Source organism: Alteromonas sp. ABV4_150 (assembly GCF_056311745.1).
In genome coordinates, this window is record NZ_CM149971.1 from 1,421,487 (window position 1) to 1,446,658 (window position 25,172).

20 protein-coding genes and 1 pseudogene are annotated in these 25,172 nt (G+C 44.8%); 9 read left to right on the forward strand and 12 right to left on the reverse strand.

Going from position 1 to position 25,172, the window contains the following annotated elements:
* From ACYX4M_RS06165 to ACYX4M_RS06180, 4 genes are all read left to right on the forward strand, one after another.
* Entirely contained in the window at positions 1–318 is a 318-nt protein-coding gene (locus ACYX4M_RS06165; protein WP_476082306.1) for a hypothetical protein, read from the forward strand.
* Between the two features lie 147 nt (positions 319–465).
* Positions 466–3,306: an EAL domain-containing protein gene (locus tag ACYX4M_RS06170; RefSeq protein ID WP_476082307.1), complete on the forward strand. Its 2,841-nt coding sequence runs from the start codon at positions 466–468 to the stop codon at positions 3,304–3,306.
* 132 nt (positions 3,307–3,438) lie between these two features.
* Positions 3,439–4,053 carry a GTP cyclohydrolase II gene (gene ribA, locus ACYX4M_RS06175; RefSeq protein ID WP_334058690.1) on the forward strand — a complete coding sequence of 205 codons (615 nt, stop codon included), beginning with the start codon at positions 3,439–3,441 and terminating at the stop codon, positions 4,051–4,053.
* A 242-nt stretch (positions 4,054–4,295) separates the two neighbouring features.
* Entirely contained in the window at positions 4,296–5,744 is a 1,449-nt protein-coding gene (locus tag ACYX4M_RS06180; RefSeq protein ID WP_476082308.1) for a DUF3300 domain-containing protein, read from the forward strand.
* A gap of 108 nt (positions 5,745–5,852) precedes the next feature.
* Here the strand turns inward: ACYX4M_RS06180 and ACYX4M_RS06185 are convergent, their stop codons facing one another.
* Complete coding sequence (locus tag ACYX4M_RS06185; protein WP_476082309.1) at positions 5,853–6,725, reverse strand: ATP-grasp domain-containing protein; 873 nt, start codon at positions 6,723–6,725, stop codon at positions 5,853–5,855.
* Positions 6,726–6,897: 172 nt separating this feature from the next.
* Here ACYX4M_RS06185 and ACYX4M_RS06190 point away from each other — a divergent pair, with 172 nt between their 5' ends.
* The 3 genes from ACYX4M_RS06190 to ACYX4M_RS06200 all read left to right on the forward strand — a co-directional run bounded on the left by ACYX4M_RS06190 (position 6,898) and on the right by ACYX4M_RS06200 (position 9,788).
* Positions 6,898–8,379: a methyl-accepting chemotaxis protein gene (locus tag ACYX4M_RS06190; RefSeq protein ID WP_476082310.1), complete on the forward strand. Its 1,482-nt coding sequence runs from the start codon at positions 6,898–6,900 to the stop codon at positions 8,377–8,379.
* A 38-nt stretch (positions 8,380–8,417) separates the two neighbouring features.
* Complete coding sequence (locus ACYX4M_RS06195; RefSeq protein WP_476082311.1) at positions 8,418–8,936, forward strand: DUF6436 domain-containing protein; 519 nt, start codon at positions 8,418–8,420, stop codon at positions 8,934–8,936.
* A 120-nt stretch (positions 8,937–9,056) separates the two neighbouring features.
* The gene (locus ACYX4M_RS06200) at positions 9,057–9,788 is read left to right on the forward strand and encodes a MauE/DoxX family redox-associated membrane protein (protein ID WP_476082312.1); all 732 of its coding nucleotides are present in this window, start codon (positions 9,057–9,059) and stop codon (positions 9,786–9,788) included.
* A gap of 44 nt (positions 9,789–9,832) precedes the next feature.
* Here the strand turns inward: ACYX4M_RS06200 and ACYX4M_RS06205 are convergent, their stop codons facing one another.
* The 6 genes from ACYX4M_RS06205 to ACYX4M_RS06230 form a co-directional block, all read right to left on the reverse strand.
* The gene (locus ACYX4M_RS06205; RefSeq protein WP_476082313.1) at positions 9,833–10,813 is read right to left on the reverse strand and encodes a histone deacetylase family protein; all 981 of its coding nucleotides are present in this window, start codon (positions 10,811–10,813) and stop codon (positions 9,833–9,835) included.
* Positions 10,803–12,650, reverse strand: a complete 1,848-nt coding sequence (locus tag ACYX4M_RS06210) for a GNAT family N-acetyltransferase (RefSeq protein ID WP_476082314.1) — start codon at positions 12,648–12,650, stop codon at positions 10,803–10,805. Before ACYX4M_RS06210 ends, ACYX4M_RS06205 begins: the two co-directional genes overlap by 11 nt.
* Before the next feature lie 133 nt (positions 12,651–12,783).
* Complete coding sequence (locus tag ACYX4M_RS06215; protein ID WP_118490741.1) at positions 12,784–13,281, reverse strand: alpha/beta hydrolase; 498 nt, start codon at positions 13,279–13,281, stop codon at positions 12,784–12,786.
* Between the two features lie 58 nt (positions 13,282–13,339).
* On the reverse strand, positions 13,340–16,438 hold the full coding sequence (locus ACYX4M_RS06220) for an efflux RND transporter permease subunit (protein ID WP_476082315.1): 3,099 nt from the start codon (positions 16,436–16,438) through the stop codon (positions 13,340–13,342).
* Between the two features lie 21 nt (positions 16,439–16,459).
* Complete coding sequence (locus tag ACYX4M_RS06225; protein WP_476082316.1) at positions 16,460–17,605, reverse strand: efflux RND transporter periplasmic adaptor subunit; 1,146 nt, start codon at positions 17,603–17,605, stop codon at positions 16,460–16,462.
* A 309-nt stretch (positions 17,606–17,914) separates the two neighbouring features.
* Positions 17,915–18,586 carry a DNA-J related domain-containing protein gene (locus ACYX4M_RS06230; protein WP_476082317.1) on the reverse strand — a complete coding sequence of 224 codons (672 nt, stop codon included), beginning with the start codon at positions 18,584–18,586 and terminating at the stop codon, positions 17,915–17,917.
* A gap of 164 nt (positions 18,587–18,750) precedes the next feature.
* Between ACYX4M_RS06230 and ACYX4M_RS06235 the strand changes: the two genes are divergently transcribed.
* Complete coding sequence (locus ACYX4M_RS06235; RefSeq protein ID WP_476082318.1) at positions 18,751–19,467, forward strand: DUF1499 domain-containing protein; 717 nt, start codon at positions 18,751–18,753, stop codon at positions 19,465–19,467.
* Between the two features lie 116 nt (positions 19,468–19,583).
* Here ACYX4M_RS06235 and ACYX4M_RS06240 read toward each other — a convergent pair whose 3' ends face one another.
* Together ACYX4M_RS06240 and ACYX4M_RS06245 are read right to left on the reverse strand one after the other, a co-directional pair.
* Positions 19,584–19,901 (reverse strand): DMT family transporter, encoded by a 318-nt coding sequence (locus ACYX4M_RS06240; RefSeq protein ID WP_476082319.1) that lies wholly within the window; start codon positions 19,899–19,901, stop codon positions 19,584–19,586.
* A 111-nt stretch (positions 19,902–20,012) separates the two neighbouring features.
* Entirely contained in the window at positions 20,013–20,615 is a 603-nt protein-coding gene (locus ACYX4M_RS06245; protein ID WP_476082320.1) for a LysE/ArgO family amino acid transporter, read from the reverse strand.
* A gap of 214 nt (positions 20,616–20,829) precedes the next feature.
* Here ACYX4M_RS06245 and ACYX4M_RS06250 point away from each other — a divergent pair.
* Positions 20,830–21,715 (forward strand): annotated as a pseudogene (locus ACYX4M_RS06250) (ArgP/LysG family DNA-binding transcriptional regulator).
* A gap of 7 nt (positions 21,716–21,722) precedes the next feature.
* Here ACYX4M_RS06250 and ACYX4M_RS06255 read toward each other — a convergent pair.
* From ACYX4M_RS06255 to ACYX4M_RS06265, 3 genes are all read right to left on the reverse strand, one after another.
* Complete coding sequence (locus ACYX4M_RS06255) at positions 21,723–23,270, reverse strand: diguanylate cyclase (RefSeq protein WP_476082321.1); 1,548 nt, start codon at positions 23,268–23,270, stop codon at positions 21,723–21,725.
* A gap of 214 nt (positions 23,271–23,484) precedes the next feature.
* Entirely contained in the window at positions 23,485–24,657 is a 1,173-nt protein-coding gene (locus tag ACYX4M_RS06260) for a diguanylate phosphodiesterase (RefSeq protein ID WP_476082322.1), read from the reverse strand.
* A 161-nt stretch (positions 24,658–24,818) separates the two neighbouring features.
* A complete protein-coding gene (locus ACYX4M_RS06265; protein WP_476082323.1) occupies positions 24,819–25,127 on the reverse strand; it encodes a hypothetical protein in 309 nt (102 codons plus the stop codon).
* Positions 25,128–25,172: the final 45 nt, after the last annotated feature.

Genomic DNA, 25,172 nt, shown 5'->3' on the forward strand with positions numbered 1-25,172 from the left:
ATGCAAAACCTCAACAAAGAAGACATTCTGCAACATGCCCTTGTTAACGAAGGCAGCGTAGAAATTCGCACAGCGCTACCCGCTACCCCACTTAAAACTCAACAGTGGGTGGAACAGTTTTGTGCTCTGTTTAATTTCAAACTTTCAGAGACCGATTGGGGAGCTGAGCGGTTTCAGGCAGTCATAACTGCAAGTGCAAGCGACACTGATTTGCAGTGTATGCTTTGCATAGAATGGCTCTGTGAAGCAATATGGCTAGAGCCTATAGGTAGACAGCAGTCGCCATCGGCAATTTTTAACTACCTTTTGCAAGCATAACACTTAAGTTATCACTGTACTTTGGGTTTGGCTTTTCATTACAACTAGTATTATCCTAAGAAAAGCACCCGAGTGATAAGAGGGCTTAACAACATATCTTTCGCCTTTATAAACATCCTCTTAGTATGTGGTACAAGGAATTAACGAGTGGTAACAGCCCGCCTATTTAAGTACGTATCAGCATTGCTCATCAGCTGGATGTTGCTAAGCGTAAACGTTTTGGCTAGCAGTCAGCTTACCGTTAACGAGTCCTTTGAGCGGGAGGTCATAAATCTTCATGCGCGATTGTCTGTTGCTCCTATTAGCGCCACATATTTTGATATTTTAAAGGGAAACACAAAGAACACTTCGGTCAATGCCTCTTTTTCCGATGAACGTATATGGTATTCCACCGAACTCGTACATACAGGCTACAGTCCTATACCACTAGTACTTAATGTTGACCGCCTAAATGTTGACGATTTGCAGATATTTCTACTTGATAGTAGTGAACGAATTATTAAGTCTTATCGCTATCAAGCAGGAAAAGGCGACTATTCTCTGAGGCAGCCTCTTCCTAATATAAGGCTAGCATTTACCCTTCAGCCCTATCAGGACGCTCGCTTACTGATTGCGGTAAAAGACAAAGGGTTAAAGTACTTTCCAATCACCTTGTGGGAAAGAGATCTACTCGCACAGCACGACACCAATATGCTCACTTTGCTTGGCGCAGTAACGGGCATCATGGCGCTGATTGCGCTCTATTTCCTGTTTTCCTACCTGTATCAGCGCATTGCTACCCGCTTTTGGCTGGCCATGTCGTCCCTCGTTCTTTTAGCTTTATTATTTATCACTGCTGGCGGGTTAGCTATTTGGCCAAGCCTAACTAACGCCAGCGAGCATTTCTATGCCGTCTGTTTTTGCATGCTGTTACTATGCATTGCCAAAGTAACGCACGACCTATTCACCCGAACGCCCTTTTTTTTGCGGTCTGTGAGCTATCTTGTTCCCGTTGTAGCTACCGTCTACTGTTTTATGGTTACCACTTATAACACGTCTATCACACTTCTGCTGCTAACCGCAGGTATGGGGCTTTATCACGTTTTACTGGCATTAGCGTTTAAAGACAAAGGGAGCCGTTCAGTAAGTATCACCTACATTCTTGCCTGGCTTTCCTTTTTTGCATTCTATGCGTTAGTAACACAAAACCTATTCAGTAATTTGGTTTATACCCTAAACGTTGCTATCGGTATGCTTTTCTTCCTCACCCTCGGTTTTCTATGTTTTGGCTTTGCAGTCATCGCAAAAGAAAACGTGTTAAATCAACGCCAACTTTCAACACAGGCAGAAACTATATCAAGCTTGAATCATTTCTATGATTTATTCAGACATTCAGCAGAAGGTCATTACACCTCAACATGGGATGGAAAACTTATTTCAGTCAACCCAGCCATGTGTAAAGTATTCGGCTATGAAAGTGAAGAAGAGTTGCTTAATGAAGCCGGCAACACAGAAGTTTTCTACGCGAATGTTGAAGATAGGCAGGTTTTACTCGGTGAAATATCACAAAACGGTCATGTTACCGGTAGGGAAATTAGAGGTAAGCGACGTGACGGAAGCGAGTTTTGGTTTTCCCTATCCTGTCAAATTCGAGAAAATGACGAAAGCGACTTTCTCTATGGCTCTATCGTAGATATCACTGAAAAGAAGCAGTCAGACTTAAGCCTGCAGTATTTAGCTACCCATGACTCGCTGACGGGCGTATACAACCGGCGAAAGTTTGAATCTGTGTTCAAAGATAAAGTCGTCAACGGATGCGATGCACCATTGTGTTTGCTGTTTTTAGATCTCGACAGGTTTAAAGTAGTCAACGATACCTGTGGCCATAAAGCTGGTGATGTACTTATTAAAGACATTGCCCGCTTGATTGAGAACACTTTACTTTCAGACGCGCAGCTAGGTCGCCTTGGCGGCGATGAATTTGGCGTTATCTATTCAAACATTGATTCCGACGCCGTTTACTTAAATGCAGTAAGGATCCTTAACGCCGTGCAGGCTTATCGTTTTATGTGGGATAACCGCATTTTTAACTTAGGCGTAAGCATAGGTATGGTGGTATGCGACGATAACGATGTCGACCCGGGTCAGTATCTGAGCATGGCCGATGCCGCATGTTACTTCGCTAAAGAGCAAGGCAGAAATCAGGTCCACAGATATGATAGAGATGACGAAAGTATGCAGCGCTACCAGCGCGAGCTTGATTGGGTATCTTCTATTAACAACGCATTGGAAGAGAGTCGCTTCGAGCTTTTTTATCAATCGCTAAGGCCTTTAAGTAAAACTAGTGATGGGCACTACTACGAAATACTTCTTCGCCTAAGAGAAAAAGACGGGAAACTTGTCGAGCCCGCCAATTTTTTACCCACGGCTGAGCGATTTGAAATGAACGTCAGTGTTGATAAATGGGTAGTGACGAATACGTTCAAGTGGCTCTCTGAAAACCCTGAGCACCTCGCAGAGTTGAAACGATGCAGCATCAATCTTAACTGCCACTCACTGGCAGATAGAGATTTTACCTTGTTCATTCTAAATGCGTTTGAAACCTTCAATATCCCTTACAACAAAATATGTTTTGAGGTTATTGAGTCGGTAGCCATAATTAAAATGGAAGTCACACTTGCCTTCATGCGCACCTTCAACCGCCTTGGGTGTTCTTTTGCCCTCGACGACTTCGGCAGTGGCTTCTCCTCGTACAACTACCTTAAAAGCTTACCCGTCAGTCAGGTAAAAATAGACGGTATGTTTATTAGAGATATGCTTAACGACAGCGTAGATACGGCTATGGTTGCTTCTATCAACGATGTAGCGAAAGCTATGGGTATGCAAACTGTCGGCGAATTTGTTGAAGATGAAGGCACCATGGCACAGCTAGGCAAAATGGGCGTTGATTACGCCCAGGGCTTCGGTGTTGCTAAACCCGCGCCTCTACGGGAATTTAAGCCCCTCTGATAACTATCCCTGATACACCCTTTACGAAAAAAGTGATAGCACAAGCGTCAACTCGCGTATAATAAAATGGTAGACTTGCAAAAATAGAAGTCATCCCCACTTATTGCCTACTGTCCAAAGCGTAGAAGTAACATGAGTAGCAAACAGCCTAAATACGAATATGTCAGCACCGCAAAGTTACCCACAAGAATGGGTGATTTTAAAATACACGGCTTTGTTGAAGCCAGTGGTCAGGAGCACGTCGCCCTTTCTTACGGAGAGTGGAAAGAAGATGACGTAGTGCCTATTCGCATTCATTCAGAATGTTTAACCGGTGATTCTTTATTTAGCACCCGCTGCGACTGTGGCTTTCAGTTAGAAAAAGCCATGCAAAATATTGTAGATAACGGTCACGGTGTACTGCTTTACTTGCGCCAGGAAGGCCGCGGTATTGGTCTTTTAAACAAAATTCGCGCTTATAATCTTCAAGATAGCGGCATGGATACCGTAGAAGCTAACGAACATCTTGGTTTTGACGCGGACCTTAGAAGTTACGACATCTGCAAGCTTATGTTGGACACTCTCAATGTTAAACACGTTGAGTTAATGACAAACAACCCTAAGAAGCTTGCAGCACTAAAAGCACTGGGTATTGATGTTGTAGCAAGAAAGCCGATAGATCACGGCATCACCAAAGACAACAAACACTACCTAAAGACAAAGACGGAAAAGCTCGGTCACGCTTTTGATCCGCACGTACTAAAATAAGCTAGGGACTTTAGCAAAGCCTATATAAGCTAACATTTTTTATTTTTTTTGAAAGCGCCCACCGAAACGTGGGCGTTTTCCATTCAGCTTCGGTTAATTATCGTTCAAGCAAAATGCATTCAGACTTACCACATTGCGTGTATAAAGCAGCGGCTTTCAGCATAGCAATTCAATACCAGTCCTCGTAGAAAATGTTCTTCTGAGAGGGCAATTATTCAAGCGGATTGGTATAAGGAGAATGTATGAAAAACATAACCTTATCGATAGTTATAGCACTGTCCAGTGCGCAGGCGTTGCCCGCACTTGCACTGTCAAATGCAAGCCTTGCTCAGGTTTCATCTTCAGCTCAGCAATATTCTGATGCCGAATTAGATAGTGCACTTGCGCCCATTGCCCTTTACCCCGATACACTTCTTACCCATATTCTCATTGCTTCTACCTACCCTTTAGATGTAGTCGCAGCCGACCGTTGGCGCCAAAGTAATAAACATTTAACGCCAGATCAGGTAGAGAATGTTCTGGATGGTGTTTCTTGGGACCCGAGCGTAAAAGCACTCGCGCCATTCACCGAGCTACTTAATACCTTGGCCAGTGACCTTGAGTGGTTACAGCAGCTTGGCGATAATGTACTTATTGATCAAAGTCGAGTGTTAGATCGTGTTCAGGTACTTAGGCAGCATGCCCATAACACGGGTAACTTGGTAACTAACGACTACATTGAAGTTGAAAGAGAACGAGAAAGCAGTCGAGAAATTATTTACATAGAGCCGCGCCAGCGAGAAGTGGTATATGTCCCATATTACGACCCACACGTTGTCTACGGTAACTGGTGGCACCCAATCTCGCCTATTCGCTGGAGACACCATGTAAGCTATCATCACCATAGCAATGTATACTGGTCTCCCAGTGTTCGCCTTTCTACCTTCTTTTTCTTTGGCAGCGTGCATTGGCACAACCGCCATGTGGTCATCCATCGCGAGCCAGTGCGCAGGTATTATCACGGCAGCCCGAGAAAACGCGTGGTAAGTCGTGACTATCACCGTTGGGAGCACAATACAGTGCATCGCCGAGCACGTTACTCTAACCGCGTGGTTCACAGTGCGCCTGCGCGCTATGAGCATGCTGGTGTGATGCGCGCACAACATGTTTCTAATAAACATATTAGAGCGGCCAACCGCACAGCACATAACGACAATAAGCGCTCAGTTAGCTCTGTGGCACGTACCAATAATGCTAAGCCGATAAAGCGGACGATTGAGCCTAAACAAGTAACGCCTCTTAGAGAACCCCGTCTACCGAGCAAACAGAACTCTGTGAAGCGCAAACAATCGATAGAGCATGCGCTGAAACGCAATCAATCGGTGGCAAAAAGGGAAAAGCCAACGCGAGACAATACACTTAAAGCGTTGAAACGTGACAAGCCGGCTAGAATAACGCCTTCGCCACAGTCCCAGAGGTATGTTAACAAAAAAGGCGCAGTGCAAGGCTCAGTGAAGCAAAACGTCAATCGTCAACGGGTTGAAAGGACGAGTCCACAACACCGTTCAGTTGCCCGTGAAAGTAGTAAACCTAAGCGTGTAGAACGAACATCTAGCCATAGATCGGTAAAACAGTCTCAGCGAGAAAGACCACAAAGGCAAATATCTCGGGTGGAACGCAGCGTTTCGAAAGGAAATAGCTTAAAGCGCTGATTTTAAGGGCTAGTTTTAAACGCTCGCCTTTCAATAAACTCGGACAAGGACAGTTAACTAAATAGCGGCTTGCAGATTCAGAGTTTGCATGCCGCTTTTTTATTCTGTTCACTGCGCTGACGCGTGGAATCTCACTAAAGCCTCTACAAAGCGAAGCGGAGACTGGCGGTCAAGGTTGAAATACAGCGAGGGTTCAATGAGCTCAAGCTCCATAATCGCCCAGTTGTTATTCTGTTTCACCAAATCAACCCGCGCATATAGTGCGTCACAGGGCATAGCTGCCAGTGCTTTTTCAGCGACAGCCAATTGTTCACTGTCTACGGTTATACAGTGCAAGCTGCCGCCATGCTCTTCTTGCACGCGAAAGTCGCCTTTTTGCGGCACTTTCTTAATGGCATGGCTGAACTCACCACCGAAGTAAAATAATGAGTACTCCCCTTCATCAACAACGCTACTTAAGAAAGGCTGGATCATGAAATCTCGCTGTAGAAATGTATCGTAGAGCACTCTCTCATTCACATGCCAGTCGGCAGCGGAAAGCTTAAAGGTATCGTCAGCATTAGCACTGAGCGTGGGTTTAATTACCACAGTGTCGCAACTAAAGCGCTCAAATGACTCTTCTATAACATGGTTATTAAATTCGCTACACCAGGTTGTTTCGACAATATGAACCCCTTTTTCCTGTAAGTCTTTAAGGTAGTGCTTTTCAATATTCCACTTCATTAAGGATATCGGGTTTAATAACACCGCATTCGACGCATCAATGCCTTCTAAACACGCTAAAAAGTCTTCAGCGTGCTGCTGATAATCCCATGTGCTGCGAACAATAACATAGTCAAACTTATCCCAATGCTGCGAGGTGTCATGCCAAGATACAGTTTCTACCGACCACCCGAACTTTTCAAAAAACGGAATTAATAATTCATCATAAACAAAAAAGTCTTCAAGATTATCGGTAGACAAAAAAGCGATAGCGGGCATAACAAAATCCTTAGCTTGTAAGAGCCTTGACGCATTAACTTTATGTAATAAATGAGTTATCTATACCAAAGTTAAATAGCGTAGAAACCATGATTTACGTAGACTAGCGAGAAATTAGCACACCCACCTTTTTTAACCTACACTTATTGCAAAACAACCATCGGAGATTGGCATGCAGTACCCTTGGCTCCTCGAAGGTCATAAAATTTTTCGTGTTGTAATTGTTGTTCAATTACTCATTGCTATCGCTATTGGTGTGTTTACAGGTGAACTTCTACCTGCGTTTATCTTTGGTGTACCTATTGCAGCATTGCCACTGGTACTTAGTGTTCAAAACCCTTACTCGGCGATAAGCCGTCACGCAATGGCTATAGGTGTTCAGCTACTTACCGCACTGCATATTCACCAATCTTTTGGATTAATTGAAGTTCACTTTGAAATTTTCGTACTTCTTGCCTTTCTTTCTTATTTCAGAGATTGGAAAGTAGTAGCAACAGGCACCGCCGTTGTTGCTGTCCATCATATTTCATTCTTCTTTTTACAGTCTGGCGGAGCGCCGTTGATGATTTTTGAGGAAGGTCACGTAACTTTCCCTATCCTGCTTATGCATGCTGCTTTTGCATTGTCCGAGGGTGGCGTATTGATGTACATGGCCAAGCAAGCCCACCAAGAAGGTGCTGGCGCCGCCGAACTACGCCTAGCCATTGAAACCATGCAGCAAGATGATGGCAAGCTCGACTTGTCTGTTGAGCTAAATCGAGACAATAAAATAGTTAAGCCTTTCGCTGAACTTATTGACCAAGTGAAATCCCTCATTGAGCTTGCCTCTAATTTGACTGATGACGTGGTTAAAGGCGCTTCAAATATGGAGTTAGCGGCAAATAACATGTTTGAAATCAGTAGAAATACTGATCAAGAGCTTGCCATGGTATCAGCATCGTCAGAAGAAATCGCGCAAACCATGCAGCTATCAACAGAGCAGACTACCCTTGCTAGTGATAAAGCGTCGGCAGCGCAAAATGCGTCTCAGTCTACGCGGGACTCTATTTCTAAATCCAGTCATACTATTGACTCGTTGCGCAATACACTTAATTCGGCAGCGCAAACTAATACAGCGCTTAACGAACAATGCTCCCACATTTCTGATGCCATGCGCTCAATCACTGCTGTGGCTGAACAAACTAATCTGCTGGCACTAAACGCTGCCATCGAATCAGCCCGTGCTGGTGAACACGGTCGCGGCTTCGCCGTAGTAGCGGACGAAGTGCGCACCCTTGCAATTCGTTCAAAAGAAAGTGCAGACCAAATTACCAGTATAACCGAACAACTTGTTGCGCAAACGGCAAGCTCGGTTGATCAAATGCAAACCTGTATACAACTGGTCGATGAAGCTGTTATTTCTAGTGAAAGCGCCACCTCGGCTATGACAGAAATTATGCAGCAAATTCGCGATGCCAGCGAAAGTATGACTGAAATAGCAACATCTGCTGTAGAACAAGAAACCGCGTCATCTTCCATTGCGCAGAGCACCGCGCGTTTGAGTGAACTTACTTCTGAAGAGCTTGCTACCGCCGAGTCGCTTGCGGGCGAAGTAGAAGTGTTGTCACAAATATCTCAACGCATGCGCGGCGCTATTGAACGCTTTAAAATTTAGGCGCTGAGCCTGAAGCATGACTAATGGCGTTTTGCTATATGCATAAAAAAGGGAGCTGGCTGCTACTAGTATTATGGGCGATAGGTTTACTCACCGCTTTATTAGTATATGGTCAGCGCCAGCTATCAGATTTCGATCCTAACGGCGAATTACTGCACCGCACCACGGCACCAGACTTTGACGCATCCCTTGTAGCCTTACTAAAAAAGCAGGATATCCAATCAGGATCTATCGTTCATGTGGGAACGCAGTCTCGCTGTTATTGCGACACGCTTACAACGCCACACCAGTCTCAACTTCACTTAAAACTGGGAGACGATTTTCACCAAGTCAGGCTGGATGTGGAAGATGTACCTGAACTAGCGGCTATGCTTGAGGCCGTGCCTGCACTTATCGTGTTAGATAAACAAGAGCAACTTCGCTATTTAGGCCCTTACGCCACAGGCTATGGGTGCTTTACTGGCAAAAACCTCGTCGAACAGGTAGTAAGCTACACCACGCAACTTCCCTATGCAGGCGCTGTTATTAATACTGATGCTACAGGTTGCTTCTGCTAAACGCTGGCATAAATTATGTAACTCTCTTTGTATCACGTTATATCCCTTTAGATAGCGCAAAAAGCCGGCAAACATTGCACGCTCTTTGCTCTATCGTGAAAGCTTTACAAGGAGTCCACTATGTCTAAGCAAGCCACTCTCTATCGCATGGTTACCCCAGAGCATATTTGCCCTTTTGGACTCAAATCAAAGGACCTGCTCGAAAGAAAAGGCTATAAGGTTGATGATCATCATCTGTCTAACAGAAGTGAAACCGACGCCTTTAAAGAAAGGCATGGTGTGAAAACAACCCCGCAGACGTTCATAGACGATAAACGTGTTGGCGGTTATGACGACTTGAGAGATTACTTCAATTTAAAGCAAGAAAGTGAATTTGGGTCGCGCTACACACCTATTATCGTAATTTTTTCTTTAGCGGCACTTATCGTATTTGCCCTTATGCTAAAAGGCGGCCTACCGGCAGGATTAGAGCCTTTTATATTGAATTTTATTGGAGTGGCAATGGTGATTCTTGCCCTCCAAAAGCTCCAAGACTTAGTGGCTTTTTCAAACCAGTTTATCACCTATGATTTATTGGCAATGAAGCACGTTAGGTACGCCTATATTTACCCTTTCGCAGAGGCATTTGCAGGGCTTGGCATGTTAGCGGGGCTGCCTGCTTTATTGGTTTCACCGGTTTCCATTTTTATCGGCGCTATCGGTGCCGTTTCAGTTATCAAGGCAGTCTATATCGATAAGCGAGAGCTTAAATGTGCCTGTGTTGGCGGAAATTCAGACCTACCCCTTGGCTTTATTTCACTGACAGAAAACCTTGCTATGCTAGGTGCGGGTCTTTATATGCTTGCAAGATGACTAGCCTAGTCTGAAAGATTGTTGAGGCTAGATAACCCTTCGTCCTATTGGGTGTCTTCGATAGGACGACTCATGCCTTTTAGATGAGACACTACGCTGCGGCCCAAGGCACTTAGGTCATAACCGCCTTCTAGCATACTTACGATACGACCTTCGCAACATGTATCAGCAACGGCGCGAAGCTGTTGGCTTACCCAGAAATAGTCATCTTCTACTAGGCGTAGATGAGCCATTGGGTCTTCAGCATGAGCATCAAAGCCTGCAGAGATAAAAATCAGTTCAGGCTGAAAGTTACGTAATGCATCGAACCAATACTGCACTTTTTCCCTAAAAACGTCTCCTGTAGCACCAGCTTCAAGCGGTACCGAGAGAATATTACTAGCTGAAACCGGCGAGCCACTGTGTGGATAAAAGGGATGCTGAAAACTACTGCACAACATTATGCGCTGATCGCCGGCTACAATCTGCTCGGTACCATTTCCGTGGTGCACGTCAAAGTCGACAATGGCAACCCGTTTTAGCTCATAGTTTTGGAGCGCGTAGCGAGCAGCTATAACAATGTTATTAAAAATACAAAACCCCATAGCACTATCGTATGTCGCATGGTGCCCGGGTGGTCTAGTAGCACAAAAGGCTTGTCGGTCATTGCCTTCCATTACCCAATCGACAGCATTACACCCTGCGCCCGCCGACTCTAGCGCAGCGTTTAAGCTGTGGCGCATTAAACCTGTGTCTTCATCTAACCAAGCCACGTTGTCTTTGTTTTCTGAATAGAGCGTTTTTTCGTGGTCGTTAAAGATAGATTGAGCTGCATGCTCAAACACACTCTTCACATAATATGGGTCGTGCGCTAGTTTCAGGTAGGCTTCAGCAATAGGAGTGGCGTCAGCATGCTCACACACCATATCGAGTCCTGAAGAAAGCAGTTGGTCGTCAATAGCAAATAAACGGTCTGGCGATTCGGGATGGTCCTTACCTAAATCGTGTTTGGTGCCGTGCTTGCCGCGAAATATTTTAATTGTCATGCAGTGATGCCACGTCTAGTACTAACTCTATATCACTGGGGTCGCCAGTAAATTTCCGTTTAAATTTGGCTTGTTCGAAAATAGTGATCATGGGGCTGTTATCGCCACGCACATATGCCATCATTTTCGCAATACCTCTTATTTTTGCTACCGTGATAAGCTCGTTTAACAAGCGGCTTGCCATGCCTTTTCCTTGCTGGGTTTCCCGAGTGACAAAAGCGGCTTCGCAGGTATTGTCGTTTGGGTTGTAGTAAAAGCGCCCCACTGCGTGAATAGTAATGCGCGAGCCCTCTTGCCTCACAATACACAGCGCCGCATCAGAGCTTTGGTCTACCGATACCAAGTTACACGACTTCTCGCGGGACATTTTTTTGGGGTCGTAGTTGTAGCGCAGCCTTAATGTCTCTTTTGTATGGGAATAAAAGAATTCTTGCAGTCGTCTTTCGTCTGCCGGATTCAGCGGGCGCATGTAAAACGTCTCGCCCTGTATATTAAGCTTTTTAAGCTGAATAGCTCCCAATTCCGGAATATCTGTGGGGTACTTTTCTTGATAATGGGGCACCCAATAATGCTGACGCACTTCTTCTAATAGTGCAGCACGGAATTTAGGATGGGCCACGCGAATAAGCTCTAACGCACGTTCTCGAATACTCTTACCTTTAAGTGAAGCTATACCGTATTCGGTTACCACATACTGTACATTACCGCGGGAAGTTACCACCCCAGCACCTTCGCTTATACGCGGCGTAATACGTGAAATAGTTTCATTTTTTGCGGTAGAAGGAAGCGCAATAATGGCTTTACCGCCTTTACTAATAGACGCGCCAGTGACGAAATCAACCTGCCCACCTATGCCACTATAAAAATCATAGCCCAGTGAGTCGGCTACCACCTGCCCGGTTAGATCCACTTCAAGGGCACTGTTTATGGCAACCATATTGTCGTTTTTGGCAATATTAGTCGGTTTGTTAACGTAGCTACTCGGGTAAAATTCAATATGCGGGTTGCTATCAATTAAATCGTATAGCTGGCGGGTACCAATAGCAAAACTGGTAACAATTTTACCGGGGTGAAACGTCTTTTTCTTGTTGGTAATAGCGCCAGATTCCAACAGTTCGATAATACTGTCGGTAAGCATTTCACTGTGTATGCCTAAATCTTTATGATTGCAGAGGTATTTAAGCGTGGCGCTGGGTATTTTTCCAATACCAAATTGGAGCGTTGCGCCATCATCCACCAGCATAGATACATATTGGCCAATACGTTCTGCGACTGAGTCTATTGGCGGCGGCGTCACTTCTACTAGTGGCTCTTCCGCTTCTATACACGCGGTTATTTCACTGATATGAATATAAGAGTGCCCTGAGGTTCTTGGCACCTGAGGGTTAATTTGGGCTATGACTTTTTTGCTTTGCCTAATTGCAGACATGGCAATATCTACAGCTGGGCCTAGCGAGCAATACCCAAACTCATCTGGCGGGCTTACATTAACAAGGGCTGCATCGAGGGCCAGCGTGCCATCGTTAAACAAGCTTGAAATTTCAGAGAGGAATACGGGGGTATAGTCGGCTCGCCCCTCATCAACAGCCTTTCGCATGGCTTCGCCACCGATAAAGAAAGTATTGGCTTTAAAGAGGTTTTTATACTCGTCTTTTACCCACCGCGTATCGCCTAAAGCCAGCATATGCACCAGTTCGATATCGCTGAACCCTTCGCTGTTATCAATAAGGTGCTGAACCAGCGCGTGCGGTACCGCCGCATTTCCGCCAACAAAGACACGACAACCCGACTTTATCAGCGACGACCATTGCGGCGCTTGAGGTAAGTTAAATGCCATTTCCATCTGCCCTGTTTTAAGCAATACCCCATCATGCCATAAATATAGGCAATTTCATGTATTAACCCCTCGCAGCGTTATAAGCGATTAGTCTTAATAAAACGCTGCAGCCGTCGCGCTGGAGGTTAACGCACTAGTAGCGGAATTTTTCTAACCAGTTTCTGAAAAAAGGTGAAATAACAGACTTACTGTTCGCAAGGCGGTGCCCATCATTAAGCAGCAATAGCTGTGCCTTTTGATGACGGGCGTACTTAAGGCTGTTCTCAATTGGCACGATATCGTCGTTCCAGCCGTGCACTAAGCTTACATAGCCGTCGTACGGGAAGCGTTGAACTTTATAGTTGGGTAAGTAAAGCGCCGGTGCCATCAAAAATACGCCTCTAGCAGAGATCTGACTGGCAGCGGCAAGTGATACGTAGCCGCCCATGCTCGAACCCACCAACACGACGTCATTACACTTTTCGGCGATAGTTTCTTTTAAGCGCTCAAGGCGGGCTTCGGGGCAGTCGAGATCTTGATAATCGATACTCTCAACACCAAAGCCCATATCGTTTGCTACATTCGAAAGCGTGGTTATCTTACTGCCCCATGGGCCGCTTTCTTTACCGTGAGAAAAAACAACGGTGGTCATTACCAATATCCCTATGTAAAAAATGAAAAGTTTTTTCCCACTCTAGCGTACTTGCTCGTTACTTGTCTTCCTTATGAAATAGTTTTTCTACCATTACGTAGAACATGGGAACGAAAAATATGGCCAAAAAGGTCGCTGCAAACATGCCACCCATTACCGCTATGCCAATAGCATTTTGGCTTGCAGCACCTGCGCCACTAGCAAGTGCTAACGGCGTAACCCCTAAGATAAACGCCATAGACGTCATCAATATGGGACGGAAGCGCTGAGACGCGGCGTTAGACACAGCCGTCATCAGGTCTTCGCCGTTTTCGTACTGTTCTTTGGCAAACTCTACGATAAGAATCGCGTTTTTCGCAGCTAAGCCTACGGTAGTTAAAAATGCGACCTGTAAGTACACATCGTTGGGCAGGTTAAATATGAAGGCCGCAGTTACCGAACCTAAAATACCTAAAGGTACAACAAGCATTACCGCAAAGGGTACCGACCAGCTTTCGTACAACGCCGCTAAACATAGAAAGACAACCAAAATAGAAATGGCATACAGCATAGGCGCCTGAGAGCCCGCTTCTTGCTCTTCAAAAGACAAGCCTGACCATTCAATTGCAAACCCAGGAGGCAGCTGTTCTACCAACTTCTTCATTTCATCCATGGCTTCACCTGAAGAGATACCTTCAGCAGCGCTACCTTGTATATTTACCGACGATATACCGTTAAAGCGCTCTAACTTGGGTGAGCCGTATACCCACTCGGTTGTTGAGAAGGTGCTGAAAGCCACCATCTCACCATCGCTATTGCGTACAAACCACTTATCTAGGTCTTCTGGTGTCATACGATGAGGAAGGTCTGCCTGCATGTATACCCGCTTAATACGCCCTTTGTCGATAAAGTCATTCACATAGCTTGAACCCCAAGCAATTTGCAGCGCACTGTTAATATCACTGAGATTTAAGCCAAGCGCCGACGCCTTTTCACTATCAATATTGATTTTGAATTGGGGCACATCACTTAAACCGTTAGGACGGACACCCGCCAATTTCGGGTTTTGCGCAGCCATACCTAAAAGCTGATTACGCGCATTCATAAGGGCCTCATGGCCGTTACCACCGCGGTCTACCAGCTGCATATCAAAGCCTGTTGCGTTACCTAACTCCATGATAGGTGGCGGTACAATAGGAAACGCAGACGCATCTTCAATTTGGCTAAATGCACCAAAAGCTCGATTCATTACCGCGAAGGCCGAGTTCTTTTCGTCACGCACACTCCAATCATTGAAGTTTAAGAACGCCATACCGGCATTTTGCGCTTGCCCCGCGAAGCTAAAGCCTACTACAGCAAACATACCGTTGACCGCTTCGCTCTCTTCTTCAAGAATGTAGTCTTCCACTTGCTTAATGGATTCGAGCGTACGACCCGCGGTAGCGCCTGGAGGTGTGCTTACCAATACCATCATTCGACCTTGGTCTTCATCTGGAAGGAAGGCACCAGGAAGCTGACTGAAGATAAACACCATCCCGCCAACAAGTAAGCCGTATACAACGAAGTAACGCTTAAAACGCTTTGCCATGTGGTTTGTTGTTTTCTGATAGCGGTCACGCCCTTTGTTAAACGTGCGGTTAAACCACCCAAAGAAACCTTTATTTTTATCGTGATCCTCGGAATGCTGCTTCAATAACGTGGCGCATAAAGAAGGCGAGAGTACGATAGCCACCAACACAGAGAACGCCATCGCTGAAACAATAGTTACTGAAAACTGACGATAGATAGCCCCGGCTGAACCACTAAAGAACGCCATAGGGATAAAGACCGTAGATAGTACCGCGGCAATGCCCACCAGTGCGCCGGTGATCTGCGTCATCGATTTCTTTGTCGCTTCAGCAGGCGGCAGACCTTCTTCTTCCATGATACGCTCAACGTTTTCTACAACAACAATAGCGTCATCAACAAGAAGACCGATAGCCAGCACCATGGCAAACATGGTCAATACGTTGATACTAAAACCAAAGGCCAGTAACACCGAGAAAGTCCCGAGCAATACGACAGGTACGGCAATGGTAGGAATAAGCGTTGCACGCCAGTTTTGAAGGAACAGCAGCATCACTAAAAATACCAGTACAACTGCTTCAATAAGTGTATGTACTACCGACTCTATAGAAAGCTCGATGAAAGGCGAACTGTCTACCGGGTAAACAACTTTCACTGTATCGGGTAGGTTTGAGCGCAGCTCTTCAACGCGAGCTTTTACTGCTTTGATAGTATCTAGCGCATTGGCACCAGACGCTAGGCTTATCGCCATGCCCGATGCGGGCTTGCGATCATAACGAACAATAACATCGTAACTTTGTGCACCCAGCTCTACTCGGGCCACGTCACGCACACGTACCTGCGACCCGTCTGTGTTCACACGTAGCACGATATTTTCAAAATCTTCTACGGTTTGAAGCCGGCTTTGCGCCTGAATAGTGGCGTTAATTTGCTGGTTTTCGATAGCTGGTAACCCACCTAACTGACCTGCTGAGACATCAGTATTTTGAACCTGGACTGCGGCCTGTACATCAGTTGGCGTTAGGTTGAAGCTGTACAGCTTGTCTGGGTCTAGCCAAATACGCATAGAGCGCTGTGCACCGAATACTCTTACGTTACCTACACCGTTTACTCGGGAAATAGGGTCCTGAAAGTTTGAAACCAGCATGTCACTCAGATCATACTGCGTCATCGAATCGTCTTCAGAATAAAAGCCTACGGCTAGCGCAAATGCACTGTTTGCTTTGGTAACGGTAACCCCTTGCTGCTGAACCTGCGTTGGCAGTAAGGGTAATGCGCCCTGCACCTTATTTTGCGTTTGTACTTGGGCGATATCTGGGTCTGCACCCGGCTCAAACGTCAGCGTAATTGACATACTGCTGTTAGAGCTACTTGCCGAGAAATAGCGGAGATTATCGATACCCGTTAAGCTTTGCTCAATGACCTGCGTTACCGAGTTTTCAACGGTTTCTGCTGAAGCACCAGGATAAGTTGCCGAGATAGTAACCGACGGAGGCGCTACCTTAGGGTATTGTTCAATGGGGAGTGAGGTTATCGCCAACACACCCGCCATCATTGTGATAATTGCTAGCACCCATGCAAACACGGGCCTGTCTATGAAAAAACGAGCCATATTACTTAAATCCCTTGTTTGCTATCGTGAGCCACGTGAAGATGGTTGCCATTCTGACGGGTTAACTTTCGCCCCAGGCTTTACCTTTTGATAACCAGTTACAATGACGTTTTCGCCTTCATTTACGCCGCTTATCACTACGTACTGATCACGGTATATCTTGCCGATTTCTAAGGTTCGGCCCTCTACCTCATTGTTCTGGTTCACTACATAAACAGAAAGCGAACCGTCTGGCTGGCGGGTCGTCGCGCGCTGGGGAACCAAAAGCGCATTTTCACGACCAGTAATGACATGGCCCTTTACAAACAAACCAGGAAGCAACACACCATCAGGGTTTGGCATTTCGGCGCGCAGAGTAACCGAGCCTGTAGATTCATCTACGGTCACTTCAGAAAACTTCACACTACCTGTTTGTTCGTAGCGCTTACCCGTGACTTCATCTACTGTTAGTTCAACATCCATTGAGCCTTGCTTACGCATAGACTGGCGTAGCGTGATGATAGACGCACCAGACTCCTGCATATCAATATAAACAGGGTCTAATTGAGTAATAGTGGCTAACTGCTGTGCCTGGTTGGTAGTAACCAACGTGCCTTCGGTGACATATGAACGGCTAATTCGACCGCTTATAGGCGCGTATACCTTGGTGTAGCCCATGTTTACCTTTGCCACATCAACTGCCGATTCGGCTACGCTGATAGCGGCTTGCGCTTGGTCTTTTTGCGCAATTACGTCGTCGTACTCCTGCTTACTTACCGCATTTTGTGCGACAAGATCGTCGTAACGTCGCGCCTTAGCTTCTAAAGTTTTTAGATTTGCTTGAACGCTTTTCAAGTCAGCTTTTGCACTGTTCAACTGGGCCAAGTAACGCGCTTCATCTATTTGATATAGCTGTTGCCCTTTTTCCACATATGCGCCTTCTTCAAACAAACGTTCGGTGATAACACCATCTACCTGAGGGCGCACTTGCGACTGGCGCGATGGGCTTATCCGCCCAGGCAACACCATTTCATGTACTACAGGTTGCTGTTTCAGCGTAACTACCGACACTGAAGGTGCAGGCATACCTTGCTGAGCACCTTGCTGCGCTTGCTCGCCTTCATTTGAACACCCAATAACACCGAACAATGTTATTAGTGCTGCAGTAACATAAAAAATGCGACTCATAAATTTTCTATTTCCCAATAACTTTCACATAGAACGCGGTCTGGGTTCTATACGGATAAATTTAACGTTAGTTTTGCTTCCAATGCGCCGATTCATCCTAATCCTATAACTTGGACGTGGGGACAATCGGAAAAGGCGTGGCATAGTTAAGCGATCATTGATACGAATCTACGCTCTTATAGGTCATATTGTGCGCATTTATCACGCACAAGAAAAGCCAATGAAGCTGAAGTTACCGATGTTGTCGGTCAATTACAAAAGCCCGTATACACTATGCGAATAATACGAAGTTTAAGGCCAACGCACGTTCTATTTTAACGAATAATGTTGAGTGAGGGTTTGGTAGGCATGAATAGCTTCCTGAGCATCTTGCTGTGTTCCACCTTTATCGGGATGTGCAAATTGCAGTACACGTTTGTAAGCACGTTTTAACTGCAACAACGTAACTGGCTCGTTCTTAGAAAGACCAAGTACATCATGCGCTTTTTCAATATCCCCGTGCGTATAGCTGCCAGTATCTCCCCTCAACATTTTTTGCCAAAACGCGTTTAGCAGAGTATCGACAGTATCACGGTCAGCTTCTTCAAAATTTCCCCAGTCGAGATAATACGTTGCAAGTGGGTCAGGATTATCTAAAGCCGTAGCACTTAGTTCATCATTCCTTTGCGGCAATTGACTCTCGCTAAACAGGTTTAGCTTTATACCAAGTGCGTGGATCTCTAACATACCTTCGCTTTGTTTTATCCAATACTGCCTCAACTGATACAGTGCATTAAACAGAACAAAATGCGTTTTAAAAAGCATTAGCGGGTCTCGCAAAGCATCTTCATCAAAAAGCTGATAAGGCGGTTTTTTTAACATCTCAATGAGCGCATATTCAGTAACACCCTTGATGAACTGGCTTTTTTGCGTCGATAAAATATCAACAAGAAGTTCAGCCTGCATTTCGTACGTATGACTAGCGTTTGGTTGTGTATGCAAAACCTATTACCTATAACTTGATGCTGATAAAAAAGACAGGACCAGTGTACAAATATGTTACGCGCGGGCCTAGTTGAATTTTTCTTTGACGAAAGTAAACCAAATTACCGCTTTCACTGTTAAAGTAGGCTGGTCAAACTAAAAAGAATAACCTTGGAGTTCCCTTGAAAGCACTCATTGCCCTTACCAGTATTGTTGGTTTTTTAATGGTGGTGTTACCCGGACCACTTTATCAATATGCCGGTGTTAGTTTAGGTACCGCATTCACGTCACTTCGTTTTGGTGTATACGTGGGTGGTGCAGCTCTAATACTTATTATTTTACAGGTATTGATTAATCGTAAGAACATAAGTTGGGGAAGCACATTTTTGTGTGCAGTACTTGCTCTAGTAGCCGTTGGCATGCCTGTTAGCATGATGAGCAAAGCTAGCGCCGTTCCACCAATTCACGACATTACAACCGATGTTACAAACCCACCTGAATTTGTCGCTATTGCACCGCTAAGAGAAGGCGCACCTAACTCTGTAGCCTATGAAGGCGGTGATGTAACCAAGCAGCAGCTTGAGGCTTACCCTGAAATTAAAACACAGCTGCTGCCACAACCTGTTAATCAAGTTTATATAGCTGCAGAAAAAGCCATAGAAACACTAGGCTGGGAGCGAGTGAGTGAAGGTGCACAGCCCAACACACTAGAAGCCACAGATACAACGACATGGTTTGGCTTTAAAGACGATGTGGTCATTCGTTTAACTGCAAAAAGTGATGATACCCTTATTGATATTCGCAGTAAGTCGCGTGTAGGTAAAAGCGATTTAGGCAAAAATGCTGAACGGATTGAAACCTTTATGGCCGAGTTAAGAAACCAGCTAGGCTATCAATAGGCTCACTTAGAAAATCAAACGCAAACTAAAAAGCCCGTCAGTAAATTACCAACGGGCTTTTTTGTCGTATCTATTTGGTTTAAACGGGGCCATTTCAAACAGAAATCAACTTCGTACTAGTGCGCGAGTTTGAGCACCACTACACCGGCCACGATAAGCGCCACGCCGAAGTAACGCGCTAATGAAGACGGGTCGCCGTAAAACATCACCCCCACCAAAAACGTGCCCGCGGCACCTATCCCCGTCCATACGGCATACGCCGTACCTATGGGTATTTGTTTTTGTGCCATCCAAAGGCAGAAACCACTGGCAGCCATGAAACCTATGGCTAGCAGAATTCCCATAACGCGGGTTTCCGTTTCTTGCGACATTTTAAGTCCTACGGGCCATCCAATTTCCAGTAAGCCCGCAACAATCAAATAAATCCAGCTCACTTATATATCCCTTTAAAACAGCAGTTTTGGCGTATATGTAGAAGTATACTAATTCCCCGATGGCAAGATATTCAACGCATCTTAGTATTTTGCTATTCAGCGTTTTTCTCACTAAAGACTTGCCAACTGGATACTCACCATTCCAAGTACTGCTGCATTTAACCGATTAAACCAACGCCAAAAGTTGGGCCGCTGCATATGATGGGCAAAACGTGCCGTAAGCGTACTTAAACCGACAAACCAGACAATAGACGCACCAATCGCACCACCCACAAACCACCATTTATTTTCCTGCCACTGGCTCGCCAAATTGCCCATTAGCAGCAATGTATCTAAATAAAAATGTGGATTTAGCCAGGTCACTGCTAGCGCAATAAGTAGCGCTTTTTTGAACGATAGTTGCTTTTGTGCCATTTCTAAAACAAGAGCATCATTTGCCAGCGAAGACTTTATCTTGTTAAAAGCGATCCACAACAAAAACGCTACGCCAGCCCACTTGGTAACCGTTACTAGCATTGGGTACTCTTGCAGTAACAAGCCAAAGCCCATGGCACCTAAGCTAATAGAAATGGCATCGCTTAAAATAAACAGTAAGACAAATAGAGTTGTCCACTGCTTTTTCATCGACTGTTCAATCAGAAAGCTGTTTTGTGCGCCTACTGCGATAATAAGAGTGCCGCCCATTACAAAACCACTGGTTACTGCCGCCAACATGCTAAATGCCTCTTTAGATGATTAATGAATTTACGTTCTATTGTTTGGTTTTTCTTTGCAGGGCTTTATGGTGCCTAGTGTTAGAAATTGCCAGCCAAACAAGAATTTGAAGTGGCGCTATTTTATACAGCTTGCGATACTTAATTAAATTAATGATACTTGTATTCAATAAGTAAAATTAATAATTATAACTTTCCTTTCACAGGCTTTAAAAATGCTCGATTATGATGCGCTTCGATGTTTTCATGAAGTACTGCGCTATGGTGGCTTCGAAAAAGGCGCTCAAGCGTTAAACCTTACGCAGTCTGCTGTTTCGCAAAAAATCAAACGCCTTGAACAAAGTGTAGGCGGGCCTGTTATGGTGCGAACCAAGCCCCTTCGCGCTACACCCTTGGGGCAAGAATTGCTTTCGCATATACAAAAAGTGAGCGTGCTTGAAGAAGCACTAAATATAAAAAGTGGTTTAGAAGCTTTCCGCGGTACCTATTAGCGTAGCGGTGAATAATGATGTGCTTGCCACTTGGTTTTCACAAGTTATGGCAGCATTCAGCGAAAAGCGAGCCAACCCTGTTCACATTGTTAACGCGGATCAAACCCAAACCCGAGACATTCTTCAGCAAGGCCGCGTTATGGCGTGTATTAGTCAAACGGGCACACCGGTTACTGGTGGTCAGTCGATGAGGCTTGGAACCATGCGCTATCAGCTTTACGCGTCACCACGGTTTGTTGAACGATATCTTCATAAGGGTATAACGCCTGAAAATGTGATGAACACACCAGGCCTTTTGTACGACGAACACGACGTGACACTGCTTACTGATTTTCAAAGAGAGTGTTTAAATATTGCGCCTACTTTTACGTCATGTCACTGGTATCCTTCGTCTCACGGTTTTGTAAAAATGGCGCTGGACGGCGTAGTGTGGGCTCTACTCCCGGCCCTTCAGGTGGCACAAGAAGTGAAAGAAGGCGAGCTTACTGCGCTTTTCCCAGACAAAGCACTAGCGGTTCCTCTTTTTTGGCACTACGCAACTCTCGAGTCGTCCGCGCTTGCCGACCTTACGAAAGCTGTTAAGCAGGTCGCGAAGGCACAATTAAGATAATGTTATATTAAGAGCTAGTAGCAAACTCGGCGTTTTTACGCTTTTCTTTCACGCTATACATCAACTTGTCGGCTTTGTTTAACAAGCTTGGTAAGTCTTTGTAGCGTTCTTTGGTGATGTAAGCTCCTACACTCGCTGTGGTATTTATCACCACGTTATCTGTTCTGATATCACGCTCAGCCAAGCTTTCCTCAATGCGGGCAGCCAGACGTTCAGACTGACCTTCACTGTAGCAGTGACTTAATACCACAAATTCATCGCCCCCTAAGCGCCCCACGGCATCTTGCTCGCGACAGCGGCTCACTAAAATTTTTGCCACGACCTGCAAGACCTTGTCCCCTGCGTGGTGTCCATATTGGTCATTAATTTCTTTGAATTTATCGATATCAATAAACAACAGAGTTAAATAGCCACCCTCTTTATTGAAGCTATTCAGCAGCGACTGCGCCACGCCTTCCCAACCACTGCGGTTTAACACTTTGCATAACGAATCTGTAGAGGCGCGTTTAAATGCACTCAGCCTATCATCATCAAGCTTTTTAACCTTTCTCGATGTAGCAACAGCAAAGATAAAAGCCTCAATAGTTATACCCAACACAAGGGCGTATCGGTATAAAAATGGCGATACCTCTGTAAAAACCAAACGAAAAAGCATGGACGAGACCATCACTGCTATCCCAAGCATTACCAAGTTTGCACAATGCACGTTGCGATACGCAGCATAAATACAACTTGCTAGCGTACACATCATGGTTATGAGAGTTATCAAGCTCAACATGCTGTTAATTTTCATAGCACCTGAGACCGGAAGGACAAGCTGAACTACAGAAAACGCCAGTGCGGTACAAGCCATTCCTAATAAAAACTGACGCTGCCACACTTTTAGTAGCGATTTAAAATCAAGAAGCTGGTCTAAAAATTTCACACCGGCAAAAACTGTGACCCCAGCAAATAATAAGTGCAGTTGGAAATTTGCAAGAAAAGGGACTTGCGGGAATATAATGTTTAATAAACCTTCTTGAAGCAAAAAGAATATGCCAGCGCTAAAAACGTAAAAGCTATACGAGTAAAACCCATAATTACGCATGCTAGTGCCGAGCATGCCTACATATAGAGTAAGCGCCAAACAAAAACCAATAAATAAGCTCATTGTGAGCGTGTGAATAGAAGCAAATTTATGAAAGTCACTAAGCGGCATCACTTTAAACGATACGCTGCGATCCACTTGTGCATTGATATCTAGATAAAAGCGCTTGTTTGAACTGTCGATCATGTATGCTTCGAAGGCACTAGATAATCTATCCACTTTGCGCATTTTGCTATCGTATAGCTGGTTGTAATTAATATAGTTCCGCGGGAAATACAGAACATACTGCGCATCGACATTACAGGTTAACTCGAGTCGCTGATCTCCCGCTTTAAGAGGAAAAATTGTCGAAGTCGGCCCATTAAATTTGTTTTCTAAATCGCAATTAGCAAGCGAGTGGGCACTTGCTACAAACAAAAAAAGCCCGATAAATAAGCGAATAAAATTGCCTGACACACGCCATGTCATAGATTTGCTTCCTACTGATACCGCAGCCAAATCCGTGTAGCAAAAATATCCCTGTACGGCTATTACACTAAGATAAGTTATGCTTGGTTATATTTAGGTATGAAAACCAGCACACGTTAAGTTTAGTTTATAATTTTCAGCTCGCCTTAAAATTTTCTCCTTAAACACTTAAAGTTAATATTTAGAATATATAGTAATCCAAGTTAACAAACCCTTAGACACTGAACTTAACACCACTTACGCCGTTGAGTTTAGGCCTAGCAAATAAATACCCTTGAAAGCGTTGTACACCTGCATGCTGTAACCACAACCATTCATCTAGGTCTTCTACCCCTTCAACCACTAAAGGAATACCCATCGAATTCGCAAACTCCAGTACCGCCTCAGTAATAGCTTGCCTATGTCCATTTTCATGAATACCTGTTGTGATTTTTCTGTCTAACTTTATTTTGTCCGGAGAAAAGTCTGCAAGTAACGAAAGTCCAGCATAGCCTGCGCCAAAATCATCAATAGCGATACGGATACCAAAAGAACGAATCTGTTCAATTGCGGTGTGAAACGCATCACTTTCACTGATTATCTCAACCTCAGTTACCTCTAAGACTAACTGCTGGGGTTTAAGGCCTGAGCAAGTAGCAAGGCTATGTAAGTATTCGCCTACATTTGCTCGGTGGGTAATAGCACCGGGACATAGATTTATCGACAGCGATTGTTCAGAAGAGATTAGCGCCGCCCCTTGCTTTATGGCAATAGCTTTCGTCTCCAAGTCAAATTCGTACTTATCCGCTCCGTCAAAACACCGCATGATATCTTCGGGATACTTACCGTCTTCGCTCCGTATGAGGGCTTCTATGGATGACACTTTCCCTCTACTTGTATCGACAATGGGCTGGAACGCAAACTGAATAGGGGAATCTCTGTAGGGTGCAATGTCTTTTTCTGGTGTGACTATATTTACCGTCAGATTTCTGCGGGCTTCATCAGTTAAACATGTGCGCCATTTACCAGAAGCAAAGCTATTAAGAAGGGCAAACATCCGGCTTTCCCGTTCGAGTGTAATATCGGGGGGTAACCAGTAACAACTGCTGCCTTCTACTATTGATAAGGCTCGTAAATGCCAATCACCAAAATTTCTCTTGTGAACAACAATTTCCGTTACCTTCACCACATTATTGTGGCGGCTGTCTTTTTTTATGTGCTCAAATAGAAAGTCTACGTGCTCACTCTCACCTTCAAGTACCTGAAAAAAATACTCTCCGTCGAAAAGCAAAATACCTGTTATATTGTGACGTTCATTAAAGAGTAAAGAGTCACCAATTATTTTTTGTAAACCTGTTTCATCTACGTGACCAGTCGAATGGCTTCTATAAACTAACTGTTTTAGCACAAGACCTCTCTTTTACTTCATACTCCGATCCGTTCTAGAGCTAGGCTGATGTTGTAAATTTGCAGAACGTCCATTTGTAGCCGATGCGGGTAAACCCACATGAATAATCATAGTAGTAAAAACGCCGTTTTCACAAAGTAAGTTCATAAGCGAAGGTTTGTTTAACGACGCTCAATGGCCGGTATCGCAAAGTAAGCATCTAAATCTGACTCTTTTAATGCTTCGAGTTTGCGCTTTCTTTGTGCCCTTTCGTTGATAGTTTCACCGAACACTTCTACATGCAAATCAGCAATAAGTGCCTTACCTTCTTCTTTGCTGATCAAGCCCATTAGTTCGCCTGCGTGCATAAATCCTTGCACTCTATACTTTTCTGCTTCTACCTTTTTGCCATCTTTGCTCGCCTTATAAAGACTCAGTAGCTGTGTTGTGCAGGCGTCTATAAACGTGTCTTTTTCATTCTTGCTTTGCATTCGCGCATCCCTTTCATTAAACCTTTTTACCTTAATGATATTTAA

Excerpts from the sequence above, each read along its gene's own strand:
- ACYX4M_RS06165 (WP_476082306.1), top strand. The coding sequence starts at position 1 with ATGCAAAACCTCAACAAAGAAGACATTCTGCAACATGCCCTTGTTAAC.
- ribA (WP_334058690.1), top strand. The coding sequence starts at position 3,439 with ATGAGTAGCAAACAGCCTAAATACGAATATGTCAGCACCGCAAAGTTA.
- ACYX4M_RS06180 (WP_476082308.1), top strand. The coding sequence starts at position 4,296 with ATGAAAAACATAACCTTATCGATAGTTATAGCACTGTCCAGTGCGCAG.
- ACYX4M_RS06185 (WP_476082309.1), bottom strand. The coding sequence starts at position 6,725 with ATGCCCGCTATCGCTTTTTTGTCTACCGATAATCTTGAAGACTTTTTT.
- ACYX4M_RS06190 (WP_476082310.1), top strand. The coding sequence starts at position 6,898 with ATGCAGTACCCTTGGCTCCTCGAAGGTCATAAAATTTTTCGTGTTGTA.
- ACYX4M_RS06195 (WP_476082311.1), top strand. The coding sequence starts at position 8,418 with ATGCATAAAAAAGGGAGCTGGCTGCTACTAGTATTATGGGCGATAGGT.
- ACYX4M_RS06200 (WP_476082312.1), top strand. The coding sequence starts at position 9,057 with ATGTCTAAGCAAGCCACTCTCTATCGCATGGTTACCCCAGAGCATATT.
- ACYX4M_RS06205 (WP_476082313.1), bottom strand. The coding sequence starts at position 10,813 with ATGACAATTAAAATATTTCGCGGCAAGCACGGCACCAAACACGATTTA.
- ACYX4M_RS06210 (WP_476082314.1), bottom strand. The coding sequence starts at position 12,650 with ATGGCATTTAACTTACCTCAAGCGCCGCAATGGTCGTCGCTGATAAAG.
- ACYX4M_RS06215 (WP_118490741.1), bottom strand. The coding sequence starts at position 13,281 with ATGACCACCGTTGTTTTTTCTCACGGTAAAGAAAGCGGCCCATGGGGC.
- ACYX4M_RS06220 (WP_476082315.1), bottom strand. The coding sequence starts at position 16,438 with ATGGCTCGTTTTTTCATAGACAGGCCCGTGTTTGCATGGGTGCTAGCA.
- ACYX4M_RS06225 (WP_476082316.1), bottom strand. The coding sequence starts at position 17,605 with ATGAGTCGCATTTTTTATGTTACTGCAGCACTAATAACATTGTTCGGT.
- ACYX4M_RS06245 (WP_476082320.1), bottom strand. The coding sequence starts at position 20,615 with ATGTTGGCGGCAGTAACCAGTGGTTTTGTAATGGGCGGCACTCTTATT.
- ACYX4M_RS06255 (WP_476082321.1), bottom strand. The coding sequence starts at position 23,270 with ATGACATGGCGTGTGTCAGGCAATTTTATTCGCTTATTTATCGGGCTT.
- ACYX4M_RS06265 (WP_476082323.1), bottom strand. The coding sequence starts at position 25,127 with ATGCAAAGCAAGAATGAAAAAGACACGTTTATAGACGCCTGCACAACA.